The following is a 17,367-nucleotide window of genomic DNA, read 5'->3' as shown; positions in this document are numbered from 1 at the left end:
GGGTAGCTATCTTTCGTAGGGACATCGTCTTATTAAAAGTTTTAGTAAGACAATTATAAGAAAGTTGAAAACAAATGGTGCACATATTTCTCTAAGGGATCTTATTACAGATGAGAGATAAGAAATATGTGAAACCTCGTTTACATATTTCATTATAAAGATACTTCATTAATGTAGTGTAAATATTCGGTGAAGGTTATGTAATTTTAAAGTTAATGAATAGGAGAGGAAGGATAGCAGAAAATAAAAAAAGAGGCTGAGATTACTCAGCGCTCTTCTTTTCTTCTTTAATAGCTGTCTTTACTTCACCAGTTTTGATCTTGTTACTTTCAGAGAAGCGAAGTAAGTCACCTTCAATGATTTTGTCAGACATGTTCAATTCATTTTGGGCACGATCAATTAGTGGTTGAGATTCTTCTTTCGGTAATTGTACAACTTCGCCAGTGTTACGGTCGTAGAATGTACTGTTCGTGTACATGTACTTATCTGTAACGAAGCTACCGTCACGAAGAACAACGAATCCTTTATTTTCTGGTGAGAATACATCATGACCGAATTGAATTTGATTCGTAGAATCTACACCAAGTAAGTTTAGAATTGTTGGCTTAATGTCAATTTCACCAGTTGGTTTTGAAATTGTTTTACCTTCTTTTTGACCTGGAACGTGAATAAACATCGGTGTTTTTTGTAAGTTCATATGGTCAAATGTAGTGATTTCTTCTTTTCCTAAGAACTGTGCCATTGCACGGTTATGGTTTTCAGAAATACCATAGTGATCACCGTAGAATACGATAACTGAGTTGTCGTAAATACCTTCTGCTTTTAGACGCTCAATAAAGTGTTTCATTGCTTCGTCTAAATAGCGAGCAGTTACCATGTAACGGTCAAATACGCCATCACCAGAATTGTATTCATCGATTAATTTCGTACTGTCATCATAAGTGAATGGGTAATGGTTTGTTAAAGTAAGGAAGCGAGTATAGAACGGTTGCTTCACTTCTTTTAACATATCGATAGATTGATCGAAGTATTCGATATCTTTTAATCCCCAATTTAATTTTGTTTCTGGCGTAATTTTGTAGTCAAGCTCGTTGTAGTAACGATCATAACCAAGTGCCGGATACATAATGTTACGGTTCCAGAACGTTGCGTTATTCGCGTGGAATACTGATGTGTGATATCCTTGCTGACGCAAAATCTCTGGAGTTGCTGTATATTCGTTGTTACCGTGTGTGAAGAATACAGCACCACGGTCTAGTGGATATAGTGAAGTATCTACTAAGAATTCAGCATCAGATGTTTTACCTTGCCCAGTTTGATGGAAGAAGTTATCGAAGTAATAACTTTCTTTCGCAAATTGGTTTAAGAATGGTGTAACTTCTTGTCCGTTAACTTGCGCACCAATTAAGAATGTTTGTAATGATTCAAGAGAGACAACAATTACGTTTTTCCCTTTTGCAGTACCATACATATTTGGATCTGGTTTACTTTGTGTTGTTTTCACATAGTTTTCTGCTTCTTGCAATTTACTACTATCAGCAAACGCTTTTTGTGAACTTGATTTTGCTTGTAAGCCAAGATCGTATGCTTGGTGTACATATAATCCTAGGTTTTTAACAAGCATAACGCGGTCGAATGAACGTGTTAATAGTTCTGGACGCTCAGCTTCTGCAAATCCTAGGTTTACGAAGAAAATAGCAACTGTTGACACGAAGTATAGGGAACGCATCGGACGTGCTACACGCTCTGTCGGTGCAAAATTTTTCTTCTTCTTCAATAGAACGAAGAATACGATAATATCCGCAAATGCAAGGATGATTTTGAAGTTAAATAATTCTTTCACACTAGAACCTAAACTTCCGAAATTAGATGTTTGTCCTAGTACTGGTAAAGTAACGAAGTCATTGTAGAATCCGTAGAACATTACGTTACCAACAAGGATAAACGTTAAGATAAAGTTAATTCCTAGTGCTATATAGTTACGTTTTTTCCCTTTTGCAAATAATGCAAGACCCACAAACAGTAATGATGCTGCTAATGGACTAATGAATAAAATGAATTCTTGCATAAAAGATTCAAGTTTTAAATCGAAGCTTGTGCGTGTAATGATGTAGGTTTTTAGCCATACGGCCAAAGCTACGAATAAAGTGAAACGCACATTTTGAAATTGTGATTTCATGGTTTCTTTCATTCATTTCCACCCTTTCTCTATCAGGCTTGGTCGATTTTGGAGCGAAAAATGTTAAAATAAAAAATACATAGTTTTCTTGGCCATAATTAGAGTTTCTATATTCACCCATATACGACTTTAACTATGCATACCCTTTTTGGTTTCTTGTGCTGCTCATAAGCATAACGTCATTTCTGTATTATACAACAAAATTCATTTCTGAGAAACACTATAACATTTTACATTTTTTGTATGTGCTTTGTCACTACCAGAGAAAACTTTAACATTCGTTTATATGCTCGTCAACTAGAAAATATAACAAAAATAGAAAAGAATGTTAAGCAGAATTGAAAGTTTTTTGGTTGAGAAATATGGAATAGAAATCTTTAAGTGGTTGTCTAGAAAACTATTATATGAAGGAAAATACAGAAAAATTAACGAACACTTGTTCTTTTTGGTTTTGTTTGTTACAATGAAATTTCATTGATAGATTATGTGTAATTTTGATGAACTTTTACTGATAACATAACATATTGTAGCTTATTTCTTTTGAAAATAGGGAGGCTTTTGAATGAAACAAAAATTTTCAGTTGAAGCGTTTTGGAAGAAAATAAAACATGTTGCGAAGCAGGCAGGGCAGTCGGTAATCTATGCGAGTTTATTGTTGTTTTACGTTTTGCAAAGACCGGATGTTCCAAAACGAGTGAAAATTATTGTCATCGGAGCACTTGCTTATTTCATTGCACCGATTGATGCAATCCCAGATTTCGTTGCTGGAATTGGTTATACGGATGATTTAGGTGCGTTAATGGCCGCACTATTACAAGCATCGATATACGTAAATGAAGAAGTGAAAGATAAGGCACGAGTGAAGTTGGCAGAATGGTTTGATTCGGAGATAGACACATCATTTATCGATCAAAAATTAGATCAATAGGTGAGAACTGTCATAGGATGACAGGGCGAACGTAAGCGAGGAAGTGCATTATGCCATCAGGAAGAACGCATACGAAAATAAACTTAATATCCCTTCCGGTTGTTTTGTTTATGCTCTTTTCGTATGGATTAACAAATTTTGATTTTTTATTAACTTTTGCAATTGGCTTTTTAGTAGGTACTTCATTTTTAACACCGGATTTAGATACGTACAGTAATGCGTATAATAAATGGGGATTCCTCCGCATTTTTTGGTATCCATATAGGAGCGTAATGCCCCATCGTTCCTTCTTCACACATACGATTATAATTGGTGATATTATTCGTATTGCATACATGTTAATCGTGTTTTCTCCGTTTTTATTCCTATTAAATATAATAGCATTCGACGGAAATTTAATAGAAATTGCGAAGGAACACGAGGTTGAAATTGTAACGTTTGTAATGGGGATTGTTGTGGCAAGTACGCTCCACATTATAGCGGATAAAGCGAATACGCGCCGAAAGAAAATGATGAGAAAAAAGAAGAAACGCAGAAGATAAAGAAACCGTCCCAAAAGGTATTTTGGGACGGTTTTTTTCTTATTAATAGGTAGGTTACTCTTGTCGTATTTTGTAGTTAAGTCGATATTCCTTGTCGAATCGCCGATAAAATTTTATTTACCATCATGCGACATCAATTTTTGGACAGTTTCTTTTTAATCAAACGTTTGTTTAAAACTAAGCTTTCAGTACCTTAATCCCTTTTACAATATTCCAAATGAAGTAGTATAAGCTAATGATTCCGCAAATGCATAAGACAATCATTGCTCCAATTCCAAGTGTTACATCTGGTTGATCAGATCCGATACCCATAATTCCTAAAATAACTAATCCAATAAATGTAGCGATACTTGGAATGATATGTGTCCATAGAGCACGTTTTGCATGTGGTTTCGTTTCAGAGTCGCCCACAATCCACACGATAATAGGGAATAAGATAGGCGCGAATAGTACACTAAAGTATGATAAAGCTGCTAATATTTTGTTTCCGTTCATATATATCACCTCATAAGTAATGTCCGTTGTTATACTTTTATTATGCAGAAAATTTGGCGAGCTTCCTATCGATTAACATTACAAGAACGTGACGCTTTTGTAAGATTTTCGTGCTAAATAATATAATTTTCAAAAAAATCTTTTTTAATAGAAAGTGATGTGATAAAGTATAAATGAAAATAGATGAAAACGTTTTCTCGAACGTTTTTTATTTTTAGACTTAAAGGTATGATGACCTGATAGTCTATTGATAAGGTTATATCTATTTAAAGGGGATTCTTTAGGGGGAGAGAACAATGAACACATGGACACAAGTTTACGATCCGTTCGGTAACATTTGGATTTCGGCAGCAGTCGCACTTATTCCAATCATCTTTTTTTTCTTAGCTTTAGCAGTTTTCCGCATGAAGGGGTATGTGGCAGGATTTATTACCGTTGTATTAACGATTTTGGTGGCGTTATTTGCGTATAAAATGCCATTCACAATGGCAATGGCAGCGACCGGATACGGTTTCTTATACGGATTATGGCCAATTGCGTGGATTATCATTATGTCAGTATTTTTATATAAAATTTCTGTGAAAACAGGTCAATTTGATGTCATTCGTGCATCTGTATTATCCATTACGAATGACCATCGTTTACTCGTTATTTTAATCGGATTTTCATTTGGAGCATTTTTGGAAGGGGCAGCAGGATTTGGTGCACCAGTAGCGATTACGGCAGCGCTTCTTGCAGGTCTTGGGCTAAATCCTTTATATGCAGCAGGTCTTTGTTTAATCGCAAATACTGCACCAGTAGCGTTCGGAGCGATGGGGATTCCGATTACAGTTGCTGGACAAGTAACGGGCATTGATCCACATAAAATTGGACAAATGGCTGGGCATCAATTACCGTTCTTATCTTTATTTGTTCCGTTCTTTATCGTATTTTTAATGGATGGTTTTAAAGGAGTAAGACAAACGTGGCCTGCTTTATTTGTAGCAGGTAGTTCATTTGCAATTACACAGTTTATTACAGCGACGTTTTTAGGACCAGAACTTCCTGATATTACGTCAGCACTTGTAAGTTTAGTAAGTTTGTCGCTATTCTTAAAAGTTTGGCAGCCGAAAGAAATTTATCAGTCTAAAGAAGCAAATAGTGAAGTAGCAGCAACGAAGGCGACATCTATGCCGAAACTAACGGTAGGAAAAGTAGTAAAAGCATGGTCTCCATTCATTATTTTAACTGTGATGGTAGTCATTTGGAGTCAAAGTTTCTTTAAAGCATTATTCGCTCCAGGTGGTGCTTTAGAAAGTCTCGTATTTAAATTTGAAGTTCCAGGCTTGCACAATTTAGTAATGAAAGCAGAGCCAATTGTAAATAAACCAACACCTTATGAAGCAATCTTGAAATTAGATGTTTTATCAGCGACTGGAACAGCAATTTTAATTGCTTGTATCATTTCTATCTTTATTTTGAAAATGAGTGCAAAAGATGCAGTAGCAACATTTAAAGAAACGTTAAACGAATTAAAAATGCCAATTCTATCTATTGGATTCGTATTAGGATTTGCATTTATCGCAAACTATTCTGGTTTATCTTCTACATTAGCGTTAGCACTTGCAGGAACTGGCGGACTATTCCCGTTCTTCTCACCATTCTTAGGCTGGATTGGGGTATTCTTAACAGGATCAGATACGTCAGCGAACGCACTGTTCTCGAATTTACAAGCAATTACAGCGCAGCAAGTCGGTGTATCTGAAGTGCTTCTCGTTGCAGCAAATACAACGGGCGGTGTAACAGGTAAAATGATTTCTCCGCAATCAATTGCGATTGCTTGTGCGGCAGTTGGACTTGCTGGGAAAGAGTCAGATTTGTTCCGCTTTACATTGAAGCATAGTTTATTCTTCGTTACTATTATTGGGATTATGACTTATGTACAGGCTTATTATTTAACTTGGATGATTCCGTAAACGAAAAAGAAATAACCTTTGCATTTTTCAGATTATCGTGTATGATGGGAAAGTATTGAAAATTAAATCAGTGATAAACTAGGGGTGCCTAACGTATGCGTAGGCTGAGAGAGAAGCGTGTGAACTTCTTAACCCTTTGGACCTGATCTGGCTCGTACCAGCGTAGGGAAGTTAACGGCTTTACATAATTTTGCCTTTATGAGCCAGGTCCTTATTTTTTTATGGACCTGGCTCTTTTTATTTTGGCATACGCTGGCCATATCTCGTCCTTGTCACGAACAGGGGGCAATAAAGGTTATGAAACATTCTGTTTCTGCTGAGCAAATTGAATTGAAATCGAGTTTACCAGGAAGTAAGAAAGTGTATGTGGATGGGCCACGTGAAGGTATGAAAGTACCAATGCGCGAGATTGAACAAAGCGATACGAATGGTGTTCAAAATCCGCCAATCCGTGTGTATGATACGAGTGGACCTTATACAGATCCAGGGTATAAAGTGGAGCTGGAAAAAGGGATTCCAACGCCGCGCCACTCTTGGATCCTGGGGCGTGGTGATGTAGAGGGATACGAAGGGCGCGAAGTAAAACCAGAGGATGACGGTGTGAAAGTGGCTTCGAAACATACACCTGTTTTCCCGCAAATGGATCGTAAGCCGCTTAGAGCGAAGCAAGGTGCAAATGTTTCGCAAATGCATTATGCGCGTAATGGCATTATTACGTCTGAGATGGAATATGTTGCGGTTCGTGAAGGGGTAGAGGCTGAATTTGTTCGTAAGGAGATTGCAGAAGGTCGTGCGATTTTGCCGGCGAACATTAACCATCCGGAAGCGGAACCGATGATAATTGGACGTAATTTTCACGTAAAGGTAAATGCAAATATCGGAAACTCTGCTGTATCGTCTTCTATTGCAGAAGAAGTAGAGAAGATGACGTGGGCGACTCGCTGGGGTGCAGATACGATTATGGATTTATCTACAGGCAAAAATATTCATACAACACGTGAGTGGATTATTCGTAATGCCCCGGTACCAGTTGGAACTGTGCCAATTTATCAAGCGCTTGAAAAAGTAAACGGAATTGCAGAGGATTTAACGTGGGAAGTGTATCGCGATACGTTAATTGAGCAGGCGGAGCAAGGCGTTGATTACTTCACAATTCATGCTGGTGTATTACTTCGTTACATTCCAATTACTGCAAAGCGTATGACAGGTATTGTTTCGCGCGGTGGTTCGATTATGGCGCAGTGGTGTTTATTCCATCATAAAGAAAACTTCTTATATACTCATTTTGAAGAGATTTGTGAAATTATGAAGCAGTACGATGTTTCGTTCTCTCTTGGAGATGGATTACGTCCAGGTTCTATTGCAGATGCAAATGACGAAGCGCAGTTTTCTGAGCTTGAAACACTTGGTGAATTAACAAAAATCGCTTGGAAACATGATGTGCAAGTTATGATTGAAGGACCTGGGCATGTACCGATGCATTTAATTAAAGAAAATATGGAGAAAGAACTTGATATTTGTCAGGGCGCGCCGTTCTATACACTTGGTCCGTTAACGACAGATATTGCACCAGGTTATGACCATATTACATCAGCGATTGGTGCTGCGATGATCGGCTGGTTTGGAACGGCGATGCTTTGTTATGTAACTCCGAAAGAACATTTAGGTTTACCAAATAAAGATGATGTTCGCGAAGGGGTTATTACGTACAAAATCGCTGCGCATGCAGCCGATCTTGCGAAAGGGCATAAAACGGCTCATCAGCGTGATGATGCACTTTCAAAAGCACGATTTGAATTCCGTTGGCGCGATCAATTTAATTTATCTTTAGATCCTGAACGTGCGATGGAGTATCATGATGAAACGTTGCCAGCAGAAGGGGCGAAAACAGCGCATTTCTGTTCAATGTGTGGACCGAAGTTTTGCAGTATGAGAATTTCACATGATATTCGTGAATACGCGAAAGAAAATGATTTAGAAACGACAGAAGCAATTGAAAAGGGAATGAAAGAGAAAGCGGTAGAATTTAAAGAGACTGGTAGTCACTTATATCAATAATACGTTACACCTCTTTACTTGATTGATCACACTGTACCTAACTTAAATATAGAAGAAGCCCCCTTTGCTAAGACGGTAGCAAAGGGGGCTTCTGTTGTCTATAAGGAGAAGAATAAGTGTACCCAGTAGTATAAGAGGAATAATGTGACGACTGTTGTGAGTGGGATTACGATGAGAGATACGCTTAAATAATCTTTCCATTTCACTTTAATTTTGTTTTGTCTTAGTATATACATCCAAATGAGGGAAGCTAGCGTACCAATTGGTAATAATAGTGAACCGATGTCACTACCAATGATATTTGCGAGATAGATAGTTTTTAATGTGACTGGATCTAGTCCCATTTCTGTTAATGTGATTGTACCAATCATAAGTGCAGGGTGGTTATTGAAGACGTTAGAGAGGAGGGAAACGAGTCCGCCCATTGCAAAGCTGGCATAGAGTAGATGCTGACTTACAACTGGTTCGAGCCAACTTACAAGTGCCGCTGTTAATCCTGCGTTATGAAGCCCGTAAATAATTACATACATAGAGAAAGCGAAAATTAAAATGTGCCACGGTGTCTTTTTCAAAATATCGACTGGGTTTGTTCGTAAGTAGTACCATCTCCAAATGAGAAGAACGAGTGAACCGAGTACAGCAACAATTTCGATTGGAATTGATAAGAAGGATGCAACGAATAGAAGACAGCGCATAAGGAAGACGAAGCCTAATACTTTTAACATGAATTTTGTACGTTTTTTTTTCGTATTAACAGAATTTTTTCCTTTTAATGGATGGAAGTTTTTCGTGAAAAAAATCTCTTCAATATCATATGAAGAAACAGGTAATCTTTCTGGAAGTTTTTTCTTTAAAACTGTATACATGAGCCATGACATAAACAGTAGTCCTAGTGTTGCAGGTACAAACATCATAGCTGTATGCATATAAAGAGTCATATTAACAATATTTAATGCGATTAAGTTTACGATATTACTTACACCGATTGGTGCACTAGATGCAGTAGCGATTAAAGCACCGCTTAATAAATAAGGGATTTGTTGATGAGGTTTTAATTGAAGGTTTCTCAGAAGTAAAATCAAAATCGGTGTTGTAATTAAAATACTACCGTCGTTATTGAATAAAAGAGTCATAAGAAAACATAATAATTGAATATACCAGTATAAACGGCGACCGGAGCCCTTTGCTAAATTTGCAAGTTTTGCTGCGGACCAGTGGAAGAAGCCGAAGCTTTCTAATATAACCGCCATAACGATGGTCGCTAATATCGTTATAGAGGCACCGCCGATTTTACTTATAATGTCCATGACGTCTGGTTTTGATACAAGTCCAGTAATGAGGATAATGCCAGCGCCGACTGCTGCCGGCCATGCCTCATTTAAGCCACGGGGTCGCCAAAAGACAACAATCATTGTTAAGAAGAATACAATAATAGTAATCCATATTTCAATGCTCATATTTAACCTACCTTTCTATTTTCCCTTGAACAAATGTAGCTTGTCTCAAGTTTATATTGCTAGTATATTCAGCAGGAAATAAGAAGAACTAGGCATATAATGGAATAGAGTGAATATGTGTTCTTTGAGTTATAGGACAAGTATCAGTGGTAGTGTAATAACTATTAGGAGAGACGTCTAATAAATGAGGGACATTCTATGTACGAATGCCCCTCATTTATTATTTTTCCTTCAAAAAAGTTCGATCCTTCAAGAATAAATTCCAGAAGAAAATGAATCCGGGTAGTAAAATTGCAATCCCGATTGCGTAAAGAATAAGAAGTGCATAGAATGTTTCGACCGTCGTAAAGCTTGTAAATACAGTTACGTCCGGGTAAATGATATACGGTAAATGGGCGACGCCGTAAGCGTAGCTTGCAAATGCATATTGGGCGACGACAGCTAAAACTGCAATACGAGGAAAGCCTAGTGTGCCATACTTCTTATTTGTCCACCAAAGGGAGGAATATCCGATAACAAATAAAATGATAGAGACTGTAAACCATGGGAATTGCTTTATTAGTCCTTGCATAAGCCAGTGTGTTTCAGGGTCCATTACAACGAGAGCGATAATAGCAGTCACGAGCGTTGCAGGACCAAGTATGATGGCATTTCTTCTATAAATTCGGTACGTATCTTCAGAACCTTGTTCCCTAGCAAAATCAGCAAGAAAGAGAGATGATAGAAATAGTTCCGAAGTTAGTCCGAAGAGCATATAACAATAAATAACGGGACTAGAAAGAAGTTTTCCGTAAAGGAGCACTTCTTTTCCTTCAGACATCGTAATATAGGCACCTTCTGTAACGGGTAGAACGGTAATTAATAGAGCTGGGATTAAGAGCCCAGTAATACCTGAAATAATCCGAAGAAGGTGTTGGTACTTTGGCAGGGAATAAGCAAATACCATAAATGTACTACGAATCGCAACGAGTACTAAAATTAACATAACTGGTACAAACATAACGGTTGCAAGGGTAAAGGCCGCTTTTGGAAAGAAACCGAGAAAAGCAACAACGACAAAGACAAGAAAAGTATTTGTTACTTCCCAAGTTGGTGATAAGTACCGATTAGCAAGCTTGGCAGCAAGCGTCGGGTGTTTAGCGTATACCATGCCCCAAAAACCAGCTCCAAAATCAATAGACCCTAGTATGCTATATACGAAAATAAGAGCCCATAAGATGATGATTGCAATGCTTTCCTCATGCACGAGAATCGCCTCCTTCGTGATGTAAATCATTCTTTAACGGATGTTTCTTAAAGAATGTCCGTAGTACAAAGACTGTTAAAATACCGAGTCCAATATATAAAATGATGAATAAAGCAAATAAAGGACCGACGAAATCAGCGCGTGTAGAAGCATCTACCGTGCGTTGCATGCCATAAATTGTCCATGGCTGACGACCACTACAACTAAAAATCCATCCGAATTCAATACCGAGCAACATAACGGGTCCACAGGCGGCAGCTCCCCAAAGAAGCCACTTCGGTAACTCTACTCCTTTTTTTCGGTAAACAAAGTACCAATATAAGAGGGCAATAGCTGCAACTGCAAAGGTAAAGGCAGCAGTGCCGACCATTAAGTTGAACAGTGTATGTGTGTAAAATGGTGGCCACGTTTCTCGCGGGAATTCCTTTAGACCTTTTACAACGGTGCTAGGGTCTAGTCCCACTAATAAGCTAAGCATGTTCGGAATTTCGAGTGCATAGTTTAGTTCAAGTGTGTTAGGATCCACAACCCCGCCAAGCGATAACGGAGCGTGTGATGTCGTTTCAAACAAAGCTTCAGCAGATGCTAGTTTTTCAGGTGAATGTTTATGTAAGGCAATAGCAGATTCGTGTCCTGAAAGCCACATCGTAGCACCTGTGATAAATGTAACGACAAGCCCTAGCAGTAATCCTTTTTTATGGTAAGCAATTTCACGCGCACTTAAATTTTTCTTTAATAATTTAAATCCAGCGATAGAAGCGATAACAGCTGCTCCAGTTGTATAAGCTGTAATAACGACGTGGAATGCACTTGTGCCAAAGCTCGGATTAAAGAATGCTTTCCACGGATCAACGTTAAAAACTGAGCCATCTGGCCCCATTGAAAAGCCCGCAGGTGTATTCATCCATGTATTTGCTGATGTAATAAGCACGGCGGATGCAGTGGCACCAATCATAACGAAAAATAGCGAGATTAATCTCATAACTGGAGGTAGTTTATCAGCTGCATATACATAAATAGACATGAATAAAGCCTCTAAAAAGAAGGCGAAAATCTCAATTTGAAACGGAACGGAAATAACTTGACCAACAATTTTGGCGAAACCAGGCCAAAGAAGTGAAATTTGTACACCAACAATTGTTCCAGTTGGAATTGCTACACCGAGAAGGATAGCAAAAGCCTTTGTCCATCTTTTTGCCATAATGGCATAGTCGGAATCTTTCTTCCAGTGATAGAGTATTTCACTTATAAAAATCATTAAAGAAAGCCCGACTCCAAGCGTTGCAAAGATAATGTGGAATGCCAATGAAGAACCAAAAAATGCCCTTGCTAATGTTACGGTATCCATATGTATACTCCTCTTCTTTTTTGCCATTATTTTCTGATTGAATTGGAAGATTTATTCAAAAAACTGCCAAAAATATATATGTATTTAAAAAATGAGTATGGTAATATAATATCGATATATTCAAAAAAGAAAGAAATTAATATTTGATAATATTTTATTTGTTTTTTAGGGCTGAATCTTTTATAACCTTTTATGCGAACGTAAGTTCTATTTCCGGGATGAAGAAGTTTATGTGAAATGGAGAGGGTGTTTTATGTATCCTGAAGTCATTAAAAAGATGGCATTTTCAAGAGAGCATAGAGATTTATTATTAAAATTGTATAATAAAGAAATTACGCGTCGTGAATATGATCGACTTGTGGAATCGCTATATAGACCTTCTAAAGAGGCTTGCGAAGGATAAGGTGGGAGAGACAATCTAACGGATTGTCTTTTTTATATTTGCGTATGTTCTGGTAAAATTAAGGTTAGCCTTACTAGGGAGGTGAAGAGTTTGCGAAAACGTTTATATATAGGGATTGGGGTTATTCTCTTAATCGCTTTAGGTGGAGTTGTATTTTGGTCAGCTTTACAAGGAAATCGTACCGAGCATTTTATTTTACGACATATGGTGAATGAAAATGGAACACTTGCAACGTATCGCTTAGAGGATACAAAGGCAGGTAAGGGTGAAGCGAAGGGTCGTGAAGCTTTATCAGAATCTGCAGGGTTATGGCTACAATATACACTTGATAAAGATGATCAAGCTTTATTTGATGAACAAGTGAAGGTTATTCAAAATAACTTTGTACACAAGGATCGCATCGTTATATGGAAAATCTCTGAAAAGGGAGAAATGCAGTCGGCTACTAATGCACTTATCGATGATCTTCGTATTATAGAACAATTATATCGTGCTTATGAAATGTACAAGGAAGATCGCTACAAAAACCTTGCAGATCAATTGAGTGATTCTGTACTTCGTTATAATAAAAAAGGTAATTATTACGTTGATTATTACGATGCAGATGCAGGGAAACAAAATAACTTTGCAACAACATCTTACATAAATCCTCATGCATTCTCTTATATGAAAAAGTACGGGAAAATTTCTGCACAGCAGTATCAGGAAGTTGTTCAGTTTTTAGCTGATTATCCAAGGCAGGGCTGGGCATTCCCGAAAGAGTATAAAGATGATGGGACATTTACGTATGATAAAGAAGTGAATCTTATTGATCAATCATACGTTGCTTATCATCGTAGTTTAGGCGGTCTTTCATCAGATGCTTATTTGGAATTTATAAAGAAGAAATTTCGCGAAGACGGAAAGTTATACGGTCGTTATAACTTAGAAACGGGAAAACAAGCTGTGAACTATGAATCACCAGCATCTTACGGATTAACAATTTTGTACGTACTACAAACAGGTGATACAAAGTTTGCGAAGAAATTGTATGAGCGGATGGCTACATTCCGCAATGATAATGTATTTAGTAGATATTATGGTGGATATGTAGCAGGTGAGAATAATAATACACATATTTTCGATAACGTACTACCGCTTTTGGCTGAAATGGAATTGGAGAAGAGTAAAAAATAGAAGGTGCCATCCTAAGAGGTGGCGCCTTTTTATGTTTTCGTTATTTGTTGATAAATCGATATATTTTAAAAAGCGTTTATATAACTTTACGTCCTAATATTAGAGAAGTAATCAATCACAAACTCACGAAATTGCTGGGCGGTTTTTGATAAGTAACGTTTCTTTGACCAACTTAAGCCAATTGTTCGCTTACAAGCGGGTGCAATAATACGCAGCTTGTTTGATGCTAAAGTAGAGTTTTTTAATAGCGTTAAGCTTGGAACAAAAGCAATGCCAAGTCCTTGCTTTATTAAATCGCTAATAACAGTTGGTTCATCTACTTCAAAAGCGATATGCGGAGTGAAACCAGCCTCTTTACAAAATTCATCTGTTAAGTGTCGGAAGCCGTAACCAGTGTTCATACTAATGAACGCTTCGTCTTTTACTTCATGCAGATGAATACTTTCGCGGTTTGATAAACGATGCCCTGAAGGAACGACTAAGAAAATTTCTTCTGTAATAAGTGGCTCCCAAACAACTTCTTCTCCTTCAATCGGTACGGAGGAAATACAAAAGTCAATTTCCATATTATCTAGTTGTCGTTTCATAGAAGGAGTAGATGCGAGAAACTGCTGGAATCGAACGTTAGGATGTTCTAGTAAAAAAGAACCGAGTAGTTCCGGTAATATTCTCGGAATAGAAACGGCCAATGTAATAGAGCCTTGTTGTAATTCAGCTAAATCTTTAATTTCTCTTTCTCCTTCACTTAATTCATGAAAAATACGTTCTACTCGTTTTAAAAATACTTTTCCGAAAGAGTTTAATGTAATCTGTCGACCTTGGCGATCAAATAATGGAACGCCTAAGTCCTTTTCTAGTCTAGCGATTGTTTTGCTGAGTGAAGGTTGCGCGATATGCAATTCTTCAGCCGCTTTTGTCATATGTTCTAATCGTGCGACTGTCTGAAAGTACTTTAATTGAAGAAGTTCCATTTCGAATCTCCTTTCTATAGACCAAAAGGAATGAATTGATAATTAAAGATGTATTATACAGTATGGAAAGTGACGTGTATAGTAAATCTGTTAAACCATTCGGAAGGGTGTTAAATTAGGAGAAGGAGTATGTTTCATGAAGGGAATTCAACTTATATTTAAAGATTGGAAGGCGATGTGGAACCATAAACATGGACGTATCGCTTTAATTTTTTTGTTAATCGTTCCTTTAATTTATTCAGGATTCTTCTTAGCTGGATATTGGGATCCATACGGACGATTAGATAAATTACCTGTTGCGGTTGTGAATTTAGATAAGGGTGCTGCGATGGATGAAAAAACAATTCATGCAGGAGACGATTTTGTTAAAAATTTAAAAGAGAATAAGGAACTGGCTTTTCATTTCGTATCAGAAAAAAATGCTGATGAGGGGCTCAAAGAAGACAAGTATTATATGGTTGTTACGATTCCAGAGGATTTCTCTAAAAAGGTAAGTACACTTATGGATGAGAAACCAGAGCCGGCACAATTGCAGTATAAAGTAAATCCAGGTAAAAACTTTGTAGCAGCTCAAATTGGGACGACAGCTGTTGAAAATATGAAAACAAAAATCTCAAATAGTATTACGAAATCTTATACAGAAGGTGTCTTTTCAAAGTTTCAAGATTTGGCGCAAGGATTGAGTGATGCAAGTAATGGTGCTGAGAAGTTACATGAAGGAACGACGGATGCAAAAAATGGGGCGAATCAGCTTGCAGATGGTATTCATCGTTTAAGTGACGGGACAGTGAAGTTGAAAGAAGGAAGTGGTAAGCTTGCCTCTAGCCAATCGGCGTTAACAGGGGGAGCAAATGAGCTTAGTCAAGGAGCGACATCACTTCATAGTGGTATGGAGTTACTAGCGCAAGGTGAAAAAACTTTACAATCAGGAGTTAGTGAATTAAGTGCCGGTACAAATGAATGGGTGAACGGAAGTGAGAAACTTGCTGAGGGACAAGTAAAAGCGGATGATGCGGCAAGTAGTATGAAGAAGCAATTAGAGGAGTACATGAAAAGTCATCCAGAAGCACAGCAAGATCCTGCTTTTCAAAAAATCGTCGATACTTCTAATGGATTAGCTAAAGCAACAAATACTTTGAATAATAGCCAACAACAAGTGACGCAATTTGCGAAGAAATTAGCTGATGGTCAACATAAGATCGAAGAAGGTATGAATACATTTGGTGTTAAGTTAAGTGAAGCTACGGCTGGAACGAAAAAAATAGCAGATGGTACTTCGAATTTAGCTGATGGATTTACGAAGTGGGGAAATGGATTTACATCATTACAAGAAGGTGTAAATCAGCTTGCAAGTGGTGGAACGGACCTAAATAATGGTACTGGGAAGTTAACTGATGGACTTATTAAACTTGATGATGGTGCGAAGGAACTTTCTACGAAATTGGGAGAGGGTGCAGAGAAGATAGCTGATGTTCGTAATGATGATGCGCGCAATGCGATGTTCTCAGAGCCAGTTCAATTAGTGAAATCAACAGTTTCTGACGTACCTAACTACGGTTCAGGAATTGCGCCATATTTCTTATCCCTTGCCTTTTATGTTGGTGGAATTATGGCATCAAATATTTTACCTCTTGGACGTAGACAAAATATGAAGGTAAGCGGAACGGTACATTTTGTAAATAAATTAGGCTTAGTATATTTAATTGGATTAATTCAAGCATTCCTTGTAGATGCGGTTGTGCTTGGAATTATGAAATTAGAAGTTGTAAGTGTACCACTGTTCGTTTTATCAAGTATTATTATTTCCTTTACGTTCATGACATTTATTCTTATGTTAGTAACGGTATTCGGCATTGTTGGGAAGTTCGCAGCGGTAACGCTTCTCGTTCTTCAATTAGCGACGAGCGGAGGTACTTTCCCAGGAGAGTTAAATATAGCTGTGCTTAGCAAAATTGGACAGTTTCTCCCAATGTCTCATTCTCTTAGAGGATTACAAGATGTTATTTCTTTAGGAGATTGGTCGCAACTACGAATGCAAATTTTAATATTGTTATGCTACCTCGTTGTTGCTGGTGGAATCACATGGGTTACGAGTCATATACAGCATAAGGAAACGAATGCAGAGCAAGTTTCTTAATAAAAGAAGCTATCCGGATAAAAGGTTTTATTATGACCTTTTCGGATAGCTTTTTCTTATTTCTTTTCCATAACTGCAAAGTAGTTTTGTTCGCTGTCAGCAAAGTTGAATGCTCTACCTGTAGGTAAATCTACAACTTGTCCAACTGTAACATTTTTCTCAGAAAGATCTTTATAAAGTTGATCTAAGTTATTAGAGAAGAACATTAGAGAAGGTGTATTTAAGTTTAATTCAGGCTGCATCTTCGCGATTAACGCTTTATCGTGAAGGACGATGCTTGTTCCTGCTTCGTTTGTTGGAGCAATTTCAATCCATCGGAATCCTTGGCCGTTATTTTCTTCAGCAACGATATGAAACCCTACTTTTTCTGTCCAAAATTGTACTGCTTCATCTTGATTGTTTACATATAACATAATTTGTCCAACTTGATTGATCATAGGTTTCTCTCACTTTCTTTTCTCGTATGAAATAC

14 protein-coding genes and 1 riboswitch are annotated in these 17,367 nt (G+C 37.5%); of the genes, 7 read left to right on the top strand and 7 right to left on the bottom strand.

Annotation, left to right across the window (positions count from 1 at the left end; genetic code table 11):
* Positions 1-262 precede the first annotated feature (262 nt).
* Positions 263-2,191 carry an LTA synthase family protein gene (locus BWGOE10_RS25880; RefSeq protein WP_070145520.1) on the bottom strand — a complete coding sequence of 643 codons (1,929 nt, stop codon included), beginning with the start codon at positions 2,189-2,191 and terminating at the stop codon, positions 263-265.
* 550 nt (positions 2,192-2,741) lie between these two features.
* Between BWGOE10_RS25880 and BWGOE10_RS25875 the strand changes: the two genes are divergently transcribed.
* Complete coding sequence (locus BWGOE10_RS25875) at positions 2,742-3,107, top strand: YkvA family protein (RefSeq protein WP_070145519.1); 366 nt, start codon at positions 2,742-2,744, stop codon at positions 3,105-3,107.
* 50 nt (positions 3,108-3,157) lie between these two features.
* The gene (locus tag BWGOE10_RS25870) at positions 3,158-3,649 is read left to right on the top strand and encodes a metal-binding protein (protein WP_070145518.1); all 492 of its coding nucleotides are present in this window, start codon (positions 3,158-3,160) and stop codon (positions 3,647-3,649) included.
* A gap of 177 nt (positions 3,650-3,826) precedes the next feature.
* On the opposite strand, the gene BWGOE10_RS25865 is transcribed toward BWGOE10_RS25870, so the two are convergent.
* The gene (locus tag BWGOE10_RS25865; RefSeq protein ID WP_070145517.1) at positions 3,827-4,144 is read right to left on the bottom strand and encodes a DUF4870 domain-containing protein; all 318 of its coding nucleotides are present in this window, start codon (positions 4,142-4,144) and stop codon (positions 3,827-3,829) included.
* Positions 4,145-4,440: 296 nt separating this feature from the next.
* On the opposite strand from BWGOE10_RS25865, the gene lldP reads away from it, so the two are divergent.
* Positions 4,441-6,099: an L-lactate permease gene (lldP, locus tag BWGOE10_RS25860; RefSeq protein WP_070145516.1), complete on the top strand. Its 1,659-nt coding sequence runs from the start codon at positions 4,441-4,443 to the stop codon at positions 6,097-6,099.
* 70 nt (positions 6,100-6,169) lie between these two features.
* Positions 6,170-6,285: riboswitch (TPP riboswitch) on the top strand.
* Positions 6,286-6,396: 111 nt separating this feature from the next.
* Complete coding sequence (gene thiC, locus BWGOE10_RS25855) at positions 6,397-8,157, top strand: phosphomethylpyrimidine synthase ThiC (protein ID WP_070145515.1); 1,761 nt, start codon at positions 6,397-6,399, stop codon at positions 8,155-8,157.
* Positions 8,158-8,255: 98 nt separating this feature from the next.
* Here thiC and BWGOE10_RS25850 read toward each other — a convergent pair whose 3' ends face one another.
* The 3 genes from BWGOE10_RS25850 to cydA all read right to left on the bottom strand — a co-directional run bounded on the left by BWGOE10_RS25850 (position 8,256) and on the right by cydA (position 12,208).
* Entirely contained in the window at positions 8,256-9,614 is a 1,359-nt protein-coding gene (locus BWGOE10_RS25850; RefSeq protein ID WP_070145514.1) for an arsenic transporter, read from the bottom strand.
* A 220-nt stretch (positions 9,615-9,834) separates the two neighbouring features.
* Positions 9,835-10,860 carry a cytochrome d ubiquinol oxidase subunit II gene (locus BWGOE10_RS25845; RefSeq protein WP_002089640.1) on the bottom strand — a complete coding sequence of 342 codons (1,026 nt, stop codon included), beginning with the start codon at positions 10,858-10,860 and terminating at the stop codon, positions 9,835-9,837.
* The gene (cydA, locus tag BWGOE10_RS25840; RefSeq protein WP_070145513.1) at positions 10,853-12,208 is read right to left on the bottom strand and encodes a cytochrome ubiquinol oxidase subunit I; all 1,356 of its coding nucleotides are present in this window, start codon (positions 12,206-12,208) and stop codon (positions 10,853-10,855) included. Before cydA ends, BWGOE10_RS25845 begins: the two co-directional genes overlap by 8 nt.
* A gap of 253 nt (positions 12,209-12,461) precedes the next feature.
* Here cydA and BWGOE10_RS33015 point away from each other — a divergent pair, with 253 nt between their 5' ends.
* Positions 12,462-12,611, top strand: coding sequence for a hypothetical protein (locus BWGOE10_RS33015; RefSeq protein WP_002016173.1), 150 nt, complete (start codon positions 12,462-12,464; stop codon positions 12,609-12,611).
* Between the two features lie 90 nt (positions 12,612-12,701).
* Complete coding sequence (locus BWGOE10_RS25835; protein WP_070145512.1) at positions 12,702-13,787, top strand: transcriptional regulator; 1,086 nt, start codon at positions 12,702-12,704, stop codon at positions 13,785-13,787.
* 86 nt (positions 13,788-13,873) lie between these two features.
* On the opposite strand, the gene BWGOE10_RS25830 is transcribed toward BWGOE10_RS25835, so the two are convergent.
* Positions 13,874-14,758: a LysR family transcriptional regulator gene (locus tag BWGOE10_RS25830; protein WP_070145511.1), complete on the bottom strand. Its 885-nt coding sequence runs from the start codon at positions 14,756-14,758 to the stop codon at positions 13,874-13,876.
* A 136-nt stretch (positions 14,759-14,894) separates the two neighbouring features.
* Between BWGOE10_RS25830 and BWGOE10_RS25825 the strand changes: the two genes are divergently transcribed.
* A complete protein-coding gene (locus tag BWGOE10_RS25825) occupies positions 14,895-16,895 on the top strand; it encodes a YhgE/Pip domain-containing protein (protein WP_070145510.1) in 2,001 nt (666 codons plus the stop codon).
* A gap of 56 nt (positions 16,896-16,951) precedes the next feature.
* Here BWGOE10_RS25825 and BWGOE10_RS25820 read toward each other — a convergent pair whose 3' ends face one another.
* On the bottom strand, positions 16,952-17,332 hold the full coding sequence (locus tag BWGOE10_RS25820) for a VOC family protein (RefSeq protein WP_070145509.1): 381 nt from the start codon (positions 17,330-17,332) through the stop codon (positions 16,952-16,954).
* Between the last annotated feature and the right edge of the window lie 35 nt (positions 17,333-17,367).

Source organism: Bacillus mycoides, assembly GCF_001757995.1.
GTDB lineage: Bacteria > Bacillota > Bacilli > Bacillales > Bacillaceae_G > Bacillus_A > Bacillus_A mycoides_B.
The sequence above is the reverse complement of the archived record's forward strand: the minus strand, read 5'-3'. Positions and strand labels throughout refer to the sequence as shown.